Annotated in this window: 21 protein-coding genes; 5 read left to right on the top strand and 16 right to left on the bottom strand. The window is 72.7% G+C overall.

Annotated features, from left to right (window positions below; translation table 11 throughout):
* Nucleotides 1-4 precede the first annotated feature (4 nt).
* From rpsI to ACI79Y_RS03330, 4 genes are all read right to left on the bottom strand, one after another.
* The gene (gene rpsI / locus ACI79Y_RS03345) at nt 5-436 is read right to left on the bottom strand and encodes a 30S ribosomal protein S9 (protein WP_457084235.1); all 432 of its coding nucleotides are present in this window, start codon (nt 434-436) and stop codon (nt 5-7) included.
* Nucleotides 433-876: a 50S ribosomal protein L13 gene (gene rplM, locus ACI79Y_RS03340; RefSeq protein ID WP_457084233.1), complete on the bottom strand. Its 444-nt coding sequence runs from the start codon at nt 874-876 to the stop codon at nt 433-435. The genes rpsI and rplM overlap by 4 nt, the downstream gene beginning before the upstream one ends.
* Nucleotides 877-1,110: 234 nt before the next feature.
* Complete coding sequence (locus ACI79Y_RS03335; RefSeq protein WP_457157107.1) at nt 1,111-1,596, bottom strand: beta-class carbonic anhydrase; 486 nt, start codon at nt 1,594-1,596, stop codon at nt 1,111-1,113.
* A gap of 46 nt (nt 1,597-1,642) precedes the next feature.
* Complete coding sequence (locus tag ACI79Y_RS03330; protein ID WP_457157106.1) at nt 1,643-2,602, bottom strand: PfkB family carbohydrate kinase; 960 nt, start codon at nt 2,600-2,602, stop codon at nt 1,643-1,645.
* A gap of 81 nt (nt 2,603-2,683) precedes the next feature.
* Here ACI79Y_RS03330 and moeA point away from each other — a divergent pair, with 81 nt between their 5' ends.
* Genes moeA through ACI79Y_RS03315 form a run of 3 tightly spaced genes read left to right on the top strand, consistent with a single transcriptional unit; the run spans nt 2,684 to nt 4,874 of the window.
* Nucleotides 2,684-3,889: a molybdopterin molybdotransferase MoeA gene (moeA, locus tag ACI79Y_RS03325; RefSeq protein ID WP_457157105.1), complete on the top strand. Its 1,206-nt coding sequence runs from the start codon at nt 2,684-2,686 to the stop codon at nt 3,887-3,889.
* Nucleotides 3,886-4,359: a cyclic pyranopterin monophosphate synthase MoaC gene (gene moaC / locus ACI79Y_RS03320; protein ID WP_457157104.1), complete on the top strand. Its 474-nt coding sequence runs from the start codon at nt 3,886-3,888 to the stop codon at nt 4,357-4,359. The genes moeA and moaC overlap by 4 nt, the downstream gene beginning before the upstream one ends.
* Nucleotides 4,356-4,874 (top strand): MogA/MoaB family molybdenum cofactor biosynthesis protein, encoded by a 519-nt coding sequence (locus ACI79Y_RS03315; protein ID WP_457157103.1) that lies wholly within the window; start codon nt 4,356-4,358, stop codon nt 4,872-4,874. The genes moaC and ACI79Y_RS03315 overlap by 4 nt, the downstream gene beginning before the upstream one ends.
* Before the next feature lie 178 nt (nt 4,875-5,052).
* Here the strand turns inward: ACI79Y_RS03315 and fdhD are convergent, their stop codons facing one another.
* Nucleotides 5,053-5,880 (bottom strand): formate dehydrogenase accessory sulfurtransferase FdhD, encoded by an 828-nt coding sequence (gene fdhD / locus ACI79Y_RS03310; RefSeq protein ID WP_457157102.1) that lies wholly within the window; start codon nt 5,878-5,880, stop codon nt 5,053-5,055.
* Between the two features lie 42 nt (nt 5,881-5,922).
* Here fdhD and mobA point away from each other — a divergent pair, with 42 nt between their 5' ends.
* Both mobA and ACI79Y_RS03300 read left to right on the top strand, forming a co-directional pair.
* Nucleotides 5,923-6,534, top strand: a complete 612-nt coding sequence (mobA, locus tag ACI79Y_RS03305; protein WP_457157101.1) for a molybdenum cofactor guanylyltransferase — start codon at nt 5,923-5,925, stop codon at nt 6,532-6,534.
* Nucleotides 6,535-6,543: 9 nt separating this feature from the next.
* On the top strand, nt 6,544-7,206 hold the full coding sequence (locus tag ACI79Y_RS03300) for an SDR family oxidoreductase (RefSeq protein WP_457157100.1): 663 nt from the start codon (nt 6,544-6,546) through the stop codon (nt 7,204-7,206).
* Here the strand turns inward: ACI79Y_RS03300 and truA are convergent, their stop codons facing one another.
* From truA to secY, 11 genes are all read right to left on the bottom strand, one after another.
* Complete coding sequence (gene truA / locus ACI79Y_RS03295) at nt 7,207-8,058, bottom strand: tRNA pseudouridine(38-40) synthase TruA (protein ID WP_457157099.1); 852 nt, start codon at nt 8,056-8,058, stop codon at nt 7,207-7,209.
* Nucleotides 8,059-8,089: 31 nt separating this feature from the next.
* Complete coding sequence (gene rplQ, locus ACI79Y_RS03290) at nt 8,090-8,872, bottom strand: 50S ribosomal protein L17 (protein WP_457157098.1); 783 nt, start codon at nt 8,870-8,872, stop codon at nt 8,090-8,092.
* Between the two features lie 168 nt (nt 8,873-9,040).
* Nucleotides 9,041-10,108, bottom strand: a complete 1,068-nt coding sequence (locus tag ACI79Y_RS03285) for a DNA-directed RNA polymerase subunit alpha (RefSeq protein WP_457157097.1) — start codon at nt 10,106-10,108, stop codon at nt 9,041-9,043.
* A gap of 133 nt (nt 10,109-10,241) precedes the next feature.
* Nucleotides 10,242-10,868 carry a 30S ribosomal protein S4 gene (gene rpsD, locus ACI79Y_RS03280; RefSeq protein ID WP_457157096.1) on the bottom strand — a complete coding sequence of 209 codons (627 nt, stop codon included), beginning with the start codon at nt 10,866-10,868 and terminating at the stop codon, nt 10,242-10,244.
* Nucleotides 10,869-10,901: 33 nt separating this feature from the next.
* A complete protein-coding gene (gene rpsK, locus ACI79Y_RS03275) occupies nt 10,902-11,309 on the bottom strand; it encodes a 30S ribosomal protein S11 (protein WP_026844840.1) in 408 nt (135 codons plus the stop codon).
* Nucleotides 11,310-11,425: 116 nt separating this feature from the next.
* The gene (gene rpsM / locus ACI79Y_RS03270) at nt 11,426-11,800 is read right to left on the bottom strand and encodes a 30S ribosomal protein S13 (RefSeq protein WP_457157095.1); all 375 of its coding nucleotides are present in this window, start codon (nt 11,798-11,800) and stop codon (nt 11,426-11,428) included.
* A gap of 14 nt (nt 11,801-11,814) precedes the next feature.
* Entirely contained in the window at nt 11,815-11,928 is a 114-nt protein-coding gene (gene rpmJ, locus ACI79Y_RS03265) for a 50S ribosomal protein L36 (protein WP_012950458.1), read from the bottom strand.
* A gap of 67 nt (nt 11,929-11,995) precedes the next feature.
* Nucleotides 11,996-12,217: a translation initiation factor IF-1 gene (gene infA, locus ACI79Y_RS03260; RefSeq protein ID WP_012950459.1), complete on the bottom strand. Its 222-nt coding sequence runs from the start codon at nt 12,215-12,217 to the stop codon at nt 11,996-11,998.
* A gap of 292 nt (nt 12,218-12,509) precedes the next feature.
* Nucleotides 12,510-13,313 carry a type I methionyl aminopeptidase gene (gene map / locus ACI79Y_RS03255; protein ID WP_457157094.1) on the bottom strand — a complete coding sequence of 268 codons (804 nt, stop codon included), beginning with the start codon at nt 13,311-13,313 and terminating at the stop codon, nt 12,510-12,512.
* An 82-nt stretch (nt 13,314-13,395) separates the two neighbouring features.
* The gene (locus ACI79Y_RS03250) at nt 13,396-14,019 is read right to left on the bottom strand and encodes an adenylate kinase (RefSeq protein ID WP_457157093.1); all 624 of its coding nucleotides are present in this window, start codon (nt 14,017-14,019) and stop codon (nt 13,396-13,398) included.
* Nucleotides 14,019-15,329: a preprotein translocase subunit SecY gene (gene secY / locus ACI79Y_RS03245; RefSeq protein WP_457157092.1), complete on the bottom strand. Its 1,311-nt coding sequence runs from the start codon at nt 15,327-15,329 to the stop codon at nt 14,019-14,021. The genes ACI79Y_RS03250 and secY overlap by 1 nt, the downstream gene beginning before the upstream one ends.
* Nucleotides 15,330-15,468 lie beyond the last annotated feature (139 nt).

Genomic DNA, 15,468 nt, shown 5'->3' with positions numbered 1-15,468 from the left:
CCGGTCAGCGCTTGGAGTACTGCGGGGCCTTGCGGGCCTTCTTCAGGCCGTACTTCTTGCGCTCGGTGACGCGCGGGTCACGGGTCAGGAAGCCGGCCTTCTTCAGGGTCGGGCGGTCGTCGGGCTCGACCTCGATCAGCGCGCGGGCGATCGCCAGGCGCAGCGCGCCGGCCTGGCCGCTGACGCCGCCGCCGTGCAGGATCCCGACGACGTCGTACTGCTCGGCCTTCTCCAGGATCACGAACGGCTCACGGATGAGCTGCTGGTGGACCTTGTTGGGGAAGTACTCCTCGATGGAGCGGCCGTTGAGCCGGAACTGGCCGGTGCCGGGGAGCAGACGCACCCGGACGATGGCCTCCTTGCGGCGGCCGACGGTCTGCACCGGACGCCCGTCGGCGTCGGTCACGGTCTGGGCCGTGGTCATGGGCGTGGTCACTGGGCCACCTGCTTGATCTCGTAGGTCTGGGGCTGCTGGGCGGCGTGCGGGTGCTCGGGCCCGGCGTAGACCTTGAGCTTGGAGAGCATCTGCCGGCCCAGCGAGTTGTGCGGCAGCATCCCCTTGACGGCGCGCTCGATGACGCGGTCGGGACGGGTCCGGAGCTCGTCGCCGACGTTGGTCCGCTTGAGGCCGCCCGGGTGACCGGAGTGGCGGTAGGCGATCTTGTCGTCGCGCTTGGAGCCGGTCAGCGCCACCTTGCCCGCGTTGACGATGACGACGAAGTCACCTGCGTCCACGTGCGGGGCGAACTGGGGCTTGTGCTTGCCGCGCAGCAGCTGTGCGGTCTGGCTGGCGAGTCGGCCGAGCACCACGTCGGTGGCGTCGATGACGTGCCACGCCCGGGTGATGTCACCGGGCTTGGGGCTGTACGTGCGCACGAGGCTCACTGTCCTTCGTCGATCGGGCGGGCGGCTGGTGGGATCGCCTCACCGAGCACGGGAGACTTGGCCGCCATCCGGGCACCGTGCGTACAGGTGACCGACGACCCGGGACACGCGTGCACCAGCCGGCAGCGCGCGCCAAACGGACACGATACCAGGAGGAGGCCCCCCGGAGGACCTCGCCCGCCCCACCGCTCGCGAGCTCGCAACGGGCCCCTGCAGGGCACGCCGTCAGGACACCTCGCGCAGCCGGCCCGTCGCGACGTCGTAGACCGTGCCCCGGATCTCCTCGGTCACCAGGTAGGGCGCTTCGCGCACGCGGCGGATCGACTCCCGGACGTCGGCGTCCAGGTCGGTGAAGGCACCCGCGGGCCACGGCGGGCGCACTCCGGTGGCCTCCTCGACGGCGGCGCGGAACTGCTCCTCGGTCGCCTTGTTCAGCCCGCAGTCGGTGTGGTGCACGAGCACCACGGAGCGGGTGCCCAGCAGGTGCTGGGAGATGGCCAGCGAGCGGAGGGTGTCCTCGGTGACCAGGCCGCCGGCGTTGCGGAGCACGTGGGCGTCGCCCACCGCGAGGCCGAGCAGGCCGAACAGCGGCATCCGGGAGTCCATGCAGGCCACGACGGCGACCTTGCGCGCGGGCGCCACCGGCATGGGCCCGGGGAACTCGTCCAGCCACTCCGCGTTGGCCGCCAGCATCCGGTCGATCTCGGTCACAGCAGTCCTCTCCCCGATGGGTGCGGCGGACACGCTACCGGCGGGGTCAGCGACCGGCAGGACGACGGGCCTCCGCGGCGGCGCGCTGCACCTCGTCCGGGTCCAGCCGCGGGCGCCCACCGAGCCGGGAGACGGTGCGCGCGGCGGCGACGCCCGCCTGCCAGGCCGCCTCCCGGGGGTCGCGACCGGACAGCAGGGCGACGGTGAGCGCCGCGACGACGGTGTCCCCCGCGCCGGTCGGGTCGACCGGGGACTCCCCCTGCAACGGGACGAGCTGCTCCTGCACCAGCCCGCTGCGCGACCGCCACACGGTCAGGTCACCCTCCTCGCCGGCGGCCAGGCAGACCACCCGCGGGCCCTGGTGGCAGAGCTCGGTGGCCGCGGCACGCACGTCGTCCAGGCCGGTCAGCTCGCCGCCGACCCACATGCCGGCCTCGGTGGCGTCCGCGCGGAGGACCTGCACACCGTCCAGCAGCGCCGCCGCGGTCTCCTCGTCCGGCGGGGCGCCGTCGGCCACCGTCAGGGCGCTGCGGGGCGCGAGCTCCAGCGCTGCCCGCACCGCCGGTCCCGGCTGTTGCAGCTGCAGGACGACCGCCCGGGCGCGCGCGAACAGCTCACCGGAGGCCGCCACGTCGTCCGGGGTCAGCAGGCTCGACCCGGGCACGTCCTCGAGGAGTCGCCGGGTGCCGCCGGCCTCCACCAGGTCGACCAGCAGGGCGGTGGTCCCCCCGGGCCGGCGCACCACACCGGAGATCCAGATGCCGTCGTGCACCGCCTGCGCCAGCACCTGGTCACCCGCCGCGTCGTCCCCCAGCACGCCCACCAGCGCGACCGGGACGCCCAGCTGCTGCACGGCCACGGCCTGGTTGGCGCCCTTGCCCCCGAGCAGCTCACGACGGGAGCGCACCGGGGTGCTGCCGCCCCCGCGGGGCAGCTGGTCGACCTCCAGCACCAGGTCACGGCCCACCTGCCCGACGACGACGACCGGTCCCTCAGCAGCACTCACGCCGCCCACCCTGCCCGGTCGGGCCGGGTGGTGCACGCGCCCCCTCGCCCGCCGCAGCGGTCTGTCGGTGAGGATGGGGGCGTGCGGACGGTCGAGGAACACCAGGCGGTGGTGCGCGGCCTGCTGGCCCCGCTGCCGGTCGAGGACGTGCCGCTCGCCGCGGCGGCCGGGCGGGTGCTCGCCGCCGACCTGCCCGCGCTGGTCTCGCTGCCTGGCTTCACCAACTCGGCGATGGACGGCTACGCCGCCCGGCACGCCGAGGTGGTGGCGGCCGGTGCGGAGTCCCCCGTCCGGTTGCCGGTGGCCGCCGACATCCCGGCCGGGCGCACCGACGTCCCGGTCCTCGAGCCGGGCACGGTGCACCGGATCATGACCGGTGCCCCCGTGCCGGCCGGCGCCGACGTCGTCGTCCCGGTGGAGCGCACCGACGGCGCGACCGACGTGGTCACCATCACCGGTTCCCCCGCCGCCGGCGCACACCTGCGCCACACCGGGGAGGACATCCGCGCCGGCGAGGTCGCCCTCGCCGCGGGCACGCCGCTCGGCGCCGCGCAGCTCGGCCTGGCGGCCGCGGTCGGCCACGCCGTCGTGCCCGTGCGCCGCCGCCCGCGGGTGCTGGTGCTGTCCACCGGGAGCGAGCTGGTCGAGCCCGGCCGGCCGCTGCTGCCGGGGCAGATCTACGAGTCCAACTCCGTGCTGCTGGCCACCGCGGTCGAGGCCGCCGGCGGTGAGGCGCGCGCGCTGCACTTCGTGCCCGACGACGTCGACGAGTTCCTGCGCGCCGTCCGCGCCGAGCTCGACACCGCAGACCTGCTGGTGACCAGCGGCGGGGTGAGCGCCGGCGCCTACGAGGTGGTCAAGGACGCCTTCCGCGGCCTGGGCACCGTCGAGTTCGGCAAGGTCGCCATGCAGCCCGGCGGGCCGCAGGGCGCCGGCACCGTGGACGGCGTCCCGGTGGTCACCCTGCCCGGGAACCCGGTGAGCTCGTTCGTCTCCTTCGAGGTGTTCGTGCGCCCGGCGCTGCGCCGGGCGCTGGGGCACAGCGACCCCGACCGGCTGCGGACCACCGCCCGGCTCACCGCGCCGCTGCGCTCCCCGGCGGGGAAGCGCCAGTTCCTCCGCGGCCGGTTCGACGGCGGCGAGGTGTCCCAGGTCGGTGGCCCCGGCTCGCACCTGGTCGCCCACCTGGCCCGGGCCAACTGCCTGGTCGTCCTCCCCGAGGAGGTCACCGAGCTGCCCGCGGGGGCCGAGGTGACCGTCGTCCTGATCGAAGGAGCACTCCAATGAGCGAGCCACGGCTCACCCACCTCGACGAGTCCGGCGCCGCCCGGATGGTCGACGTCACCGCGAAGGCGGTCACCGCGCGCACGGCCACCGCAGCCGGCCGGGTGCTGGTCAGCCCCGAGGTCGTCGCGCTGCTGCGCAGCGGGGGCGTGCCGAAGGGCGACGCGATCGCCACCGCGCGGATCGCCGGCATCGCCGGGGCCAAGCGGACGCCGGACCTGGTGCCGCTGTGCCACCCGATCGCGCTGCACGGGGTGACCGTCGACCTGGAGGTCACCGACGACGCCGTGGAGATCGCCGCCACCGCGCGCACCGCCGACCGCACCGGTGTGGAGATGGAGGCCCTGACGGCGGTCACCGTCGCCGGGCTCACGGTGATCGACATGGTCAAGGCCGTCGACAAGCGCGCCTCCCTCACCGACGTGCGGCTGCTGTCGAAGACCGGCGGCAAGAGCGGGGACTTCCACCGGTGACCGAGCTCCCGCCCGACGCCCTGGCCGTCGTCGTCACCGCGTCCAACCGCGCGGCGTTCGGCGTGTACGAGGACCGCAGCGGCCAGGCGCTCGCCGACGGGCTGCGCGAGCTCGGCTTCACCGTCGAGGGGCCGCACGTCCGCCCGGACGACATCGCCGAGCTGGAGGTCGTGCTCCGCGAGGCGGTGGCCGCCGGCGCCGACGTCGTCCTCACCACCGGCGGCACCGGGCTGACCCCCACCGACGTCACCCCCGAGGCGACCCGCGCCGTCCTGGAACGGGAGGCGCCGGGCATCGCCGAGGCGATCCGGCGGTACGGCCAGGGCGCCGTACCGACGTCGGTGCTGTCCCGGGGCCTGGCCGGCACCTGCAGCCGCACCCTGATCGTGAACCTGCCCGGCTCCACCGGCGGCGTCCGCGACGGGCTCGCTGTCCTCGGCCCGCTGCTCCCGCACGTCGTCAGCCAGCTCCGCGGCGGCGATCATGGGCCCGGCGCGTCAGCGCCGGGCCCATGAGGTGGGAGAGCCGGGTACGGGTGCGGATCGCTCGTCCGTGGGACGGTCCGGGAGCCCGGCGCGGGGCCGGAGGCTCCCACCGAGAACCCGGGCAGCGGATCAGCGCAGGTCGGGGACGGCACCTGGCCGCGGTGCGGCGCGGCAGCCTCGCGGTGTCGCAGCCCGTCCCCGGCTCCCCCTAGTCCAGATCCAGGCGTTCGGGGTGGGTGTAGACGTTGCAGCCATCGCCGCGGAGGAAGCCGATCAGCGTCATGCCGAACTCCTGGGCCAGCTCCACCGCCAGCGAGCTGGGCGCCGACACCGCGGCGAGCACCGGGATGCCGGCCATCGCCGCCTTCTGGGTCAGCTCGAACGACGACCGCCCGCTGACCATCAGCACGTGCCGGGACAGCGGCACCCGCCCCTCGCGCACCGCGTCACCAATGACCTTGTCCACCGCGTTGTGCCGGCCGACGTCCTCGCGCAGCGCGACCAGCTCGCCCTCGGGCGTGAACAGCCCGGCTGCGTGCAGCCCACCGGTCTTCTCGAACACCTGCTGCGCCGCCCGCAGGCGGTCGGGCAGGGCCAGCAGCGTCTCCAGCGTGAGCCGGGTGTCGTCACCGGCGATGGCGTAGCTGGTCCGGGTGCGGATCGCGTCGATGCTCGCCTTGCCGCAGACCCCGCACGAGCTGGAGGTGTAGAAGTTCCGGTCCAGCGCGGTGTCCGGTGCCTCGACGCCGGGTGCCAGGTCGACGTCCACCACGTTGTAGGTGTTCCTGCCCTCGTCGTCGACGGAGTTGCAGTACCGCAGCCCGGCGAGGTCGTCGGCGCTGCGGATGACGCCTTCGGTGGCCAGGAACCCGTGCACGAGGTCGAAGTCGTCGCCCGGGGTGCGCATCGTCACCGCCAGGGGGGTGCCGCCCAGGCGGATCTCCAACGGCTCCTCCGCCGCGACGGTGTCCGGGCGCTGGGTGTGCAGGTCGCCCCGGATGCGCAGCACCGGGGTCCGGCTCGTGACTCGTCCCACGCGCCTGACGGTACTCACCGGCCGCGCCCTACCGTTCGTGCCGTGACCGAGCTCCCGCCCTACGCCGCGGTCGTCCTCGCCGGCGGTCGCGCCGCCCGCCTGGGCGGGCAGCCCAAGCCACAGCTCGACGTCGGTGGTCGGACCATGCTGGACGCCGTCCTGGCCGCGGTGGCCGACGCGCGGCCCCGGGTCGTCGTCGGCCCTCCCCAGGACGTGCCGGCGGGTGCCGTGCTGGTGCGGGAAGAGCCCCCCGGCGGCGGTCCCGTGCCGGCTCTGGGCGCCGGCCTCGCCGCGCTGCCCGGCGGCGTCGACGTGGTCGCGGTGCTCGCCGGTGACCTGCCGTTCGTCACGCCGCAGCTCGTCGCCGAGCTGCGGGACAGGCTCACCGGGGACGGCGTGCTCGTCGTCGACGAGACCGGCCGGGAGCAGCTGCTGCTGGGGCTGTGGCGCACCGCGGCGCTCCGGACCGCGCTCGTCGGGGCCCGACCGCACGCGCCCCTGCGGTCGGTGCTCGGGCCCCTCACCGCCGTCCGACACCGTCCCTCCGTGCCGCCCGGCTCCCCGCCGCCCTGGACCGACTGCGACACCCCTGCGGAGCTCGCCGCGGCCCGAGCCGCCGCCAATGGACGACTGCCGGGCAGCACCGGCGGGTAGGGCGGGGCCATGCGCATCGTGATCGCCGGAGCCCATGGACAGGTCGCGCGTCGCCTCGGCCGGCTGCTCAGCAGCCGCGGGGACACCGTCGTCGGCATCGTCCGCAACCCCGACCACCGGGCCGACCTGGAGTCCGACGGCGTCCAGCCCACGGTCCTGGACCTGGAGCAGGCCTCGGTCGACCAGGTCGCCGACGTGGTCCGCGGTGCCGACGCCGTGGTCTTCGCCGCCGGCGGCGGCCCGAACAGCGGCCCGGACCGCAAGCACACCGTCGACCGCGGAGCGGCCGTGCTGCTCGCCGACGCCGCCGAGCGAGCCGGGGTGCGCCCCTACCTCCTGGTCTCCTCCATGGGCGTCGAGCAGGCCCGTCAGGGCACCCCACAGGGGATGGACCCCCAGTTCGCCGCGTATCTGCAGGCCAAGCTCGCCGCGGAGGACTCCGTCCTCCCCCGGGTCGCGCTGGACACCACGATCGTGCGGCCGGGCGGGCTCACCGACGACCCCGGCACCGGCCGCGTCACGCTCCGGCACGGGGTCGAGCGGGGCAGCGTTCCCCGGGACGACGTCGCCGCGGTGCTCGCCGAGATCCTGGCCGCCGGGAAGTGGGGCGAGGTGGTCGAACTGGTCGCCGGCGAGACCCCGATCGACGAGGCCGTCGCAGCCCTCCCCTGATCAGCCGTCGCGCCGCGCCCGGGTGAGCCGGGCGCGGTCGGCCCACTGTGCGTCCGAGGGGTAGTCGACCCGGACCAGGGTCAGGCCGCCGGCCGGCGCCACCGGCACGTCGTTCGCCCGCCGGCGCAGCTCCAGCAGCGACGCCGGCCAGCCCACGGGCCGCCGCCCCTCGCCCACTGCGATCAGCGCCCCCACGAGGCTGCGGACCATGGAGTGGCAGAAGGCGTCGGCCGAGGCGCGCACTTCGATCAGGTCGCCGTCCCGGACGACGTCCAGGTCCAGCAGCGTGCGGATGGTCGTCGCCCCCTCCCGGCGTCGGCAGTACGCCGCGAAGTCGTGCTGCCCGAGCAGCAGGCCGGCGGCCAGCGACATCGCGGTCGCGTCCAGCGTCCGAGCCCAGCCGACGGTGTCCGCCCGGCGCAGCGGTGGCGGCCCGGCGTCGGCGTCGGTCAGCCGGTACACGTAGTGCCGGGCGAGGGCCGCGAAGCGGGCGTCGAAGTCGGAGGTGACCACCCGGGCACCGGTCACCGCGACGTCGGGCGGCAGCACGCCGCGCAGCCGGCGCAGCAGTCGCGGCGCGTGGGCGGAGAACAGGTCGGCCGGGAGGTCGGTGTGCGCGACCTGGCCGGTGGCGTGCACCCCCGCGTCGGTGCGACCGGCCACCGTCAGGTCGACGTCAGAGCGCAGCACCGTGGCGAGACCGAGCTCCAGCTCGCCCTGGACGGTGCGCAGGCCGGGCTGGCGGGCCCAACCGTGCAGCGCCGTGCCGTCGTAGGCGACGTCCAGGCGAACGCGGACGAGCCCGCCACCGGCTGCGGTGGCGGGCTCGTCCGTTGCGTGCTGGTGGTCCATGACCCCCGGCCTCAGCGCGAGGCCGGTGGGATCACTTGGGGTCGACCTCGGGCTCGCCGCCCGGGGCGTGCGTCCCGGCGGTGGCGGCGTCGCTGAGCTCGGCGGCCTCGACCTCGGCGGCCGCGGCGTTCGCCACGTCCGGGGAGAGGGTCGCGTCGTCGACGACGGCCAGGTTCTCCGCGGTCGGCTCGGGGGTGACGTCGCCGTCGTCCTGCCGGTCGCCGTCCGGGTTGTAGACGTCGCTGACGACCTCCTGGGCCGCGGCGACGTCCTCGGCCGGCTCGTCGCCGCTGACCGCCGGGCTGGTGTCGCCCCCCGGGCCGGTGGTGACGTCGGTGTCCGTCAGGTCGCCTGCGTCGGCGTCGACCTCACCGGCAGCAGCGGCCGAGCCGGCGCCGGAGGCGAAACGGGTGCCACGGGCGCGCTCGGCCTCACCGACGGCCTGCTGGGCCACGGTCTGACCCTCGACCAGCTCGATGATCGCCATGGGAGCGTTGTCGCCCTTGCGGGGGCCGACCTTGACGATGCGCGTGTAGCCACCGGGGCGCTCCGCGAAGCGGGGACCGATCTCGGCGAAAAGGTGGTGCACGACGTCCTTGTCACGGATCGTCGTCATGACCTGCCGGCGGGCGTGCAGGTCACCACGCTTGGCGAAGGTGACCAGCTTCTCGGCCAGCGGGCGCAGCCGCTTGGCCTTGGCCTCGGTGGTGGTGATCCGCCCGTGCTCGAACAGCGAGGTGGCCAGGTTGGCCAGCATCAGCCGCTCGTGCGCGGGGGACCCGCCGAGACGGGGGCCCTTGGTGGGGGTGGGCATGTCGGTCCTTCCTCAGGCGGCCGGGCGGGCATGTGCCGGCTGCGTCGTCCATCGCGGTGCTGCAGAGTGCGGTGCTGGGTCCGGGACCAGTGTGCCGGGCCCCGAGTGGCCCCGCTGCGGGGCCCCGCCGCGAGCGTGCTCGCGGCGGGGGCGCAGCGGGGTCCTTCGTCAGAGCTGCTCGGTCTCCTGGTAGTTGCCCTCGTCGAACTGGGCCGGGTCGCCGAAGGCGGGGTCGCCCTGGTACGCGTCGGTCTCGTAGCCCTCGTCGTAGCTCTCCACCGAGGAGGGGACGAACCCGGGCGGGCTGTCCTTGAGCGCGAGGCCCATGGCGGCCAGCTTCAGCTTGACCTCGTCGATCGACTTCGCACCGAAGTTGCGGATGTCGAGCAGGTCGGCCTCGGAGCGGGTGACGAGCTCACCGACGGTGTGCACGCCCTCGCGCTTGAGGCAGTTGTAGGACCGGACGGTGAGGTCCATGTCCTCGATCGGCATCGAGAAGTTCGCGATGTCGGCGGCCTCGGCCGGGCTCGGCCCGACCTCGATGCCCTCGGCGTCGACGTTGAGCTCCCGCAGCAGGCCGAAGAGCTCGACCAGGGTCGAGCCGGCGCTGGCGATGGCGTCGCGGGGCTCCATCGACGGCTTGGTCTCGACGTCGACGACCAGGCGGTCGAAGTCGGTGCGCTGCTCGACGCGGGTGGCCTCGACGGCGTAGGTGACCTTGAGCACCGGGGAGTAGATCGAGTCGACAGGAATGCGACCGATCTCCTGGCCGGGCTGCTTGTTCTGGGTGGCCGGCACGTACCCGCGGCCCCGCTCGACGACGAGCTCGACCTCGAGCCGGCCCTTCGCGTTGAGCGTGGCGATGTGCAGCTCGGGGTTGTGCACCTCGACACCGGCCGGCGGCGCGATGTCGGCGGCGGTGACCTCGCCCGGGCCCTGCTTGCGCAGGTACATGGTGACCGGCTCGTCGGAGTCGGAGCTGACCACGAGACCCTTGAGGTTCAGGATGATCTCGGTGACGTCCTCCTTGACGCCCGGCACGGTGGTGAACTCGTGCAGGGTGCCCTCGATGCGGATGCTGGTGACAGCAGCGCCGGGGATCGAGGACAGCAGGGTGCGACGCAGGGAGTTGCCGAGGGTGTAGCCGAAGCCCGGCTCCAGCGGCTCGATGACGAACCGCGAGCGCTGGGCGTCGATGGTCTCCTCGGTGAGGGTCGGACGCTGTGCGATGAGCATGGTTCTCCTTCAGGTCCTCCGGCACCCGCCATATGACGCCGTGAGGGGTGGTGCCGGCGGGACGGACATCCGTCCGCCCGTCCCGCCGTCGTGCAGACCCCGACCAGGCGAGCGCCTGGTCAGGGACGGTGGATCACTTGGAGTAGAGCTCCACGATCAGCTGCTCCTGCACCGGGGTGTCGATCACCTGGCGCACCGGGATGTTGTGGACCAGCACCTTGAGCTGCGTGGTGATGACCTCCAGCCACGGCGGCACGGGGCGCTGACCGGCCTTGGCCTGGGCGAGCTGGAACGGGACCATCTCGACCGACTTGGCGGCGACCTCGACGATGTCGTTGGCGCTCACCCGGTAGGACGGGATGTCGACCTTGTGGCCGTTGACCTTGATGTGGCCGTGGCGCACCAGCTGGCGGGCCATGTCACGGGACTCGGCGAAGCCGGCCCGGTAGACCACGTTGTCGAGACGCGACTCGAGGATCTGCAGCAGGACCTCACCGGTCTTGCCCGTCTTCTTGTTCGCCTCTTCGTAGTAGCCGCGGAACTGCTTCTCCAGCACGCCGTAGATGCGGCGGGCCTTCTGCTTCTCGCGCAGCTGCAGCAGGTACTCGCTGTCCTTGCTGCGACCCCGGCCGTGCTCGCCCGGCGGGTACGGCCGGATCTCGATCGGGCACTTCGGGGACTCGCACTTGCTGCCCTTGAGGAACAGCTTCATCTTCTCGCGCCGGCACAGGCGGCAATCGGCTCCGGTGTAACGGGCCACGTCTATCTACCTCTTCGTCTCGTCAGTGACCGGTCAGACCCGGCGGCGCTTCTTGGGGCGGCAGCCGTTGTGCGGCTGCGGCGTCACGTCCTGGATCTGACCCACCTCGAGGCCGGTGGCCTGCAGCGAGCGGATCGCGGTCTCCCGGCCGGAGCCCGGGCCCTTGACGAAGACGTCGACCTTGCGCATGCCGTGCTCCTGCGCCTTGCGCGCGGCGTTCTCAGCGGCCATCTGCGCGGCGAACGGCGTGGACTTGCGAGAGCCCTTGAAGCCGACGTGGCCGGCGGAGGCCCAGCTGATCACGTTCCCGGTCGGGTCGGTGATCGACACGATCGTGTTGTTGAACGTGCTCTTGATGTGCGCCGCGCCGTGGGCGACGTTCTTCTTCTCCTTGCGGCGCACCTTCTTGGTGCCAGCAGCCGCGCGAGCCCTGGGAGGCATGTCTCTCCGGTCTGTGTCTGTGTTCGTGGCCTGGTGGTGCGGGTGCAGCGCGGGGGCTGCAGGCGCGCCGTCGGTCCGGCCCTACGGACCCGCGACGACGCGCCGTCGAGCTCGACTCAGCGAGCCTTCTTCTTGCCGGCGATCGTCTTGCGCGGGCCCTTGCGGCCACGCGCGTTCGTCTTGGTGCGCTGACCGTGCACGGGCAGGCCACGGCGGTGGCGCAGGCCCTGGTAGCAACCGATCTCCACCTTGCGGCGGATGTCGGCAGCGACCTCACGGCGCAGGTCACCCTCGACGCGGAAGTGCTCGTCGATGTAGTCGCGGAGCTTCAGCAGGTCCTCGTCGGAGAGGTCCTTCGCGCGCAGGTCCGGGCTCACGCCCGTCGCGCTCAAGGTCGCCTTCGCCGCGGTCTTGCCGATCCCGTAGATGTAGGTGAGCGCGATCTCCATCCGCTTCTCGCGGGGCAGGTCGACGCCAGCCAGTCGTGCCATGTTCAGGTACTCCCTCAGCCCTGGCGCTGCTTGTGCCGGGCGTTGTCGCAGATGACCATGACCCGGCCATGCCGGCGGATCACCTTGCACTTGTCGCAGATCTTCTTCACCGACGGCTGGACCTTCACCGGTGCCGCCCCTCATTCCTCAGATCGATGTGCCGACGCCCGTGCTCGCTGCACGAACGGCCGGCGGTCACTTGTAGCGGTAGACGATGCGACCGCGGGTCAGGTCGTAGGGCGAGAGCTCCACGACCACGCGGTCCTCGGGCAGGATGCGGATGTAGTGCTGCCGCATCTTGCCGCTGATGTGGGCGAGCACCCGGTGCCCGTTCTGGAGTTCCACTCGGAACATCGCGTTGGGGAGCGGCTCGACGACGCGACCCTCGACCTCGATGGCCCCGTCCTTCTTTGCCATGCCCTACACGGCCTCCTCGTTCACAGAACTCGCAGTGGAGCTGGTCGCGCCCATGCCGGGACGGCACGGACGGTGGTGCTGGAGTGGCGATCTCGCAGAGGGCGTCCGTCGGACTACGGCCACAGCAGGACGACGGACGACGCGAACGCCATCGGCCACTCTACCCCGCCCCGCCTCGACTCTCCAACCCGGGCCGGAGTGACGGTGGCCGCGCAACCCGCAGCCCGCGCTCGACCCCGTCACAGGGGCCCGCCGCGAGCGGAGCGAGTGGTGGGGGCGACGGGGCCCTTCCTCAGGTGCGGGGTGTGACGCCGAACGGCGCCAGGCCGGCGACACCGCCGTCCTCGGCGGTCAGGACCCAGGGGCCCTCGGGGGTGATGGCCACGGAGTGCTCGAAGTGAGCGGCCCGGGAGCCGTCCTTGGTGACCACGGTCCACCCGTCCTCGAGCTCGACCGTCGCCGGGTCGCCCACGGTGACCATCGGCTCGATGGCCAACGCCATGCCCGGGACCAGCTTCGGGCCACGGCCGGCCCGGCCGTAGTTCAGGACGTGCGGGTCCTGGTGCATCTCTGTCCCGATGCCGTGACCGCCGTAGTGGTCGACGATGCCGTAACGGTGCTCCGCGGCGGTGATCGCCTCCTCCACGGCGTGGCTGATGTCGGTGAGCCGGCCGCCGGCCAGCGCGCGGGCGAGCCCCGCCCACATCGACCGCTCGGTCACCTCGAGCAGCGCCGCGTCCTCCGGGGAGGGCTCCCCCACCGTGACCGTGATCGCGGAGTCGCTGTGCCAGCCGTTGAGGATGGCGCCGCAGTCGATGGAGATGTTGTCGCCCTCGGCGAGCACCCGGTCGGGGTCCGGGATGCCGTGCACCACCTCGTCGTTGACCGAGGCGCAGATGGTGCCGGTGAAGCCGTGGTAGCCGAGGAAGTTCGGCACCGCACCCTGGGACCGGATGTGGTCCTCCGCGATCGCGTCGAGCTCCTTGGTGGTCACCCCGGGACGCACGGCTGCGCGCACCGCCTTCAAGGCACCGGCGGTCACGAGCCCGGAAGCACGCATCAGCTCGATCTCGTGCGCCGTCTTGATCTGGATCATGCGTCCACTCCACTTGGCCAACAGGGGCAGTTGGGCGAGGAGCGCGGCACTGCGGTCGCCGTGCACCGGGGACGTCCCGGCCTCAGTCCTCGGTCGAGCCGTCGGCCGGCTCGTCGTCCAGCGCGTCCTCGGCGCCGAGGGCTGTCAGCGCCCGCCGGGTGACCTCGTCGATCTCGCCGATCGCGTCGATCTGGCTGAGCAGCCCGGCCTCGGCGTAGAAACCGGACAGCGGTGCCGTCTGTTCCCGGTAGACCTCGAGGCGGTGCCGCACGGTCTCGGGCTTGTCGTCGTCGCGCTGGACCCACTCGCCGTCCACGAGCATGCGCCGGCCCGAGAGACGCCGGACCAGCTCGTCCTGGTCGACGACGAGCTCCAGGACGCGGTCGAGCCGGTGCCCCATCTCGGCGAGGGAGTCACGCAACTGCTCGGCCTGGGCGATGGTGCGCGGGAAGCCGTCGAGCAGGAAGCCCGCCTTGGCGTCGGGCTCGGCGAGCCGGTCGGAGACCATCGCCACGGTGATCTCATCAGGCACGAGGTCGCCGGCGTCCATGTAGACCTTGGCGGCCCGGCCGAGCTCCGTCTGGCCGCTCACGTTGGCGCGGAAGATGTCGCCCGTGGAGATCGCGGGCACCGACAGCCGGCCGGCGATGATCTGGGCCTGGGTTCCCTTGCCGGCTCCGGGCGGGCCCAGCAGCACGACGCGCACTACTTCAGGAACCCTTCGTAGCTGCGCTGGTTGAGTTGCGTCTCGATCTGCTTCACCGTCTCCAAGCCCACTCCCACCATGATCAGCACCGCGGTCCCGCCGAACGGGAAGTTCTGGTTCTGCCCCTCCTGCGTGATGGAGAGGAAGAGGTTGGGCAGCACCGCGACCAGACCCAGGTAGATCGACCCCGGCAGGGTGATCCGGGACAGCACGTACTGCAGGTACTCCGCGGTGGGACGCCCCGGCCGGATGCCCGGGATGAAGCCGCCGTAGCGCTTCATGTCCTCCGCCCGCTCCTCCGGGTTGAACGTGATCGACACGTAGAAGTACGTGAAGAAGATGATCATCGCGAAGTAGATCGCGATGTGCACCGGACTGCTCTGGTTGATCACGTAGGACTCGAAGAACCGCCGGACCGGGCCGGCGGTGTCCCCCTGGAGCTGGGCGATCAGCTGCGGGAGGTAGAGCAGCGACGAGGCGAAGATGACCGGGATGACGCCGGCCTGGTTCACCTTCAGCGGCAGGTAGGTGGAGGTGCCGCCGTACATGCGGCGGCCGACCATGCGCTTGGCGTACTGCACCGGGATGCGCCGCTGCGCCTGCTCGACGTAGACGACGGTGCCGATGATGATCACCGCGATCACGCAGACGATCGCGAAGATGTAGGCACCGCGCGCCTGCAGGATCGACCCGCCCTCGGCGGGGATGCGGGCGGCGATCGAGGTGAAGATCAGCACGGACATGCCGTTGCCGATCCCCTTCTCGGTCAGCAGCTCGCCCAGCCACATGATGACGGCGGTACCGGCGGTGAGGGTGACGACCAGGACGATCGTGGTCCAGACCGAGTCCGACGGGATGACGTCCGCGGGGCACCCGGGGAACAGCTGCCCGCTGCGCGCGAGGGCGATGATGCCCGTGCTCTGCAGGACGGCGAGGGCGATCGTCAGGTAGCGGGTGTACTGGGTCAGCTTCGCCTGACCCGACTGCCCTTCCTTCTTCAGCTGCTCGAAGCGCGGGATGACCACGACCAGCAGCTGGACGATGATGCTCGCCGTGATGTACGGCATGATGCCCAGCGCGAACACCGACAGGCGCAGCAGCGCACCGCCGGAGAACAGGTTGACCAGCGAGTAGACGTCCCGCTGGTCGGAGGCCTGCGCCAGCTCCAGGCAGCTGTTGATGTTCTCGATGGACACCCCCGGCCCGGGGACGCTGGCGCCCAGCCGGTACACGGCGATGACCGCCAGGGAGAACAGCAGCTTGCGCCGGAGGTCTGGCGTCCGGAACGCAGCGGCGAACGCCTGCAGCACGTGCCCTCCCCGAGTCGGTCGTGCGAGGTTATCAACAACGGGACCGCTGCCGGTCACCCGTCGCCCGGAACGGGCGCAGGTGACCGGCAGCGACGTCCGGCTCCACCGGCCGGACAGACAAAGGCCCCCCTGCAGGGCC

The organism is Modestobacter sp. SYSU DS0875, from assembly GCF_054050915.1.
The sequence above is the reverse complement of the archived record's forward strand: the minus strand, read 5'-3'. Positions and strand labels throughout refer to the sequence as shown.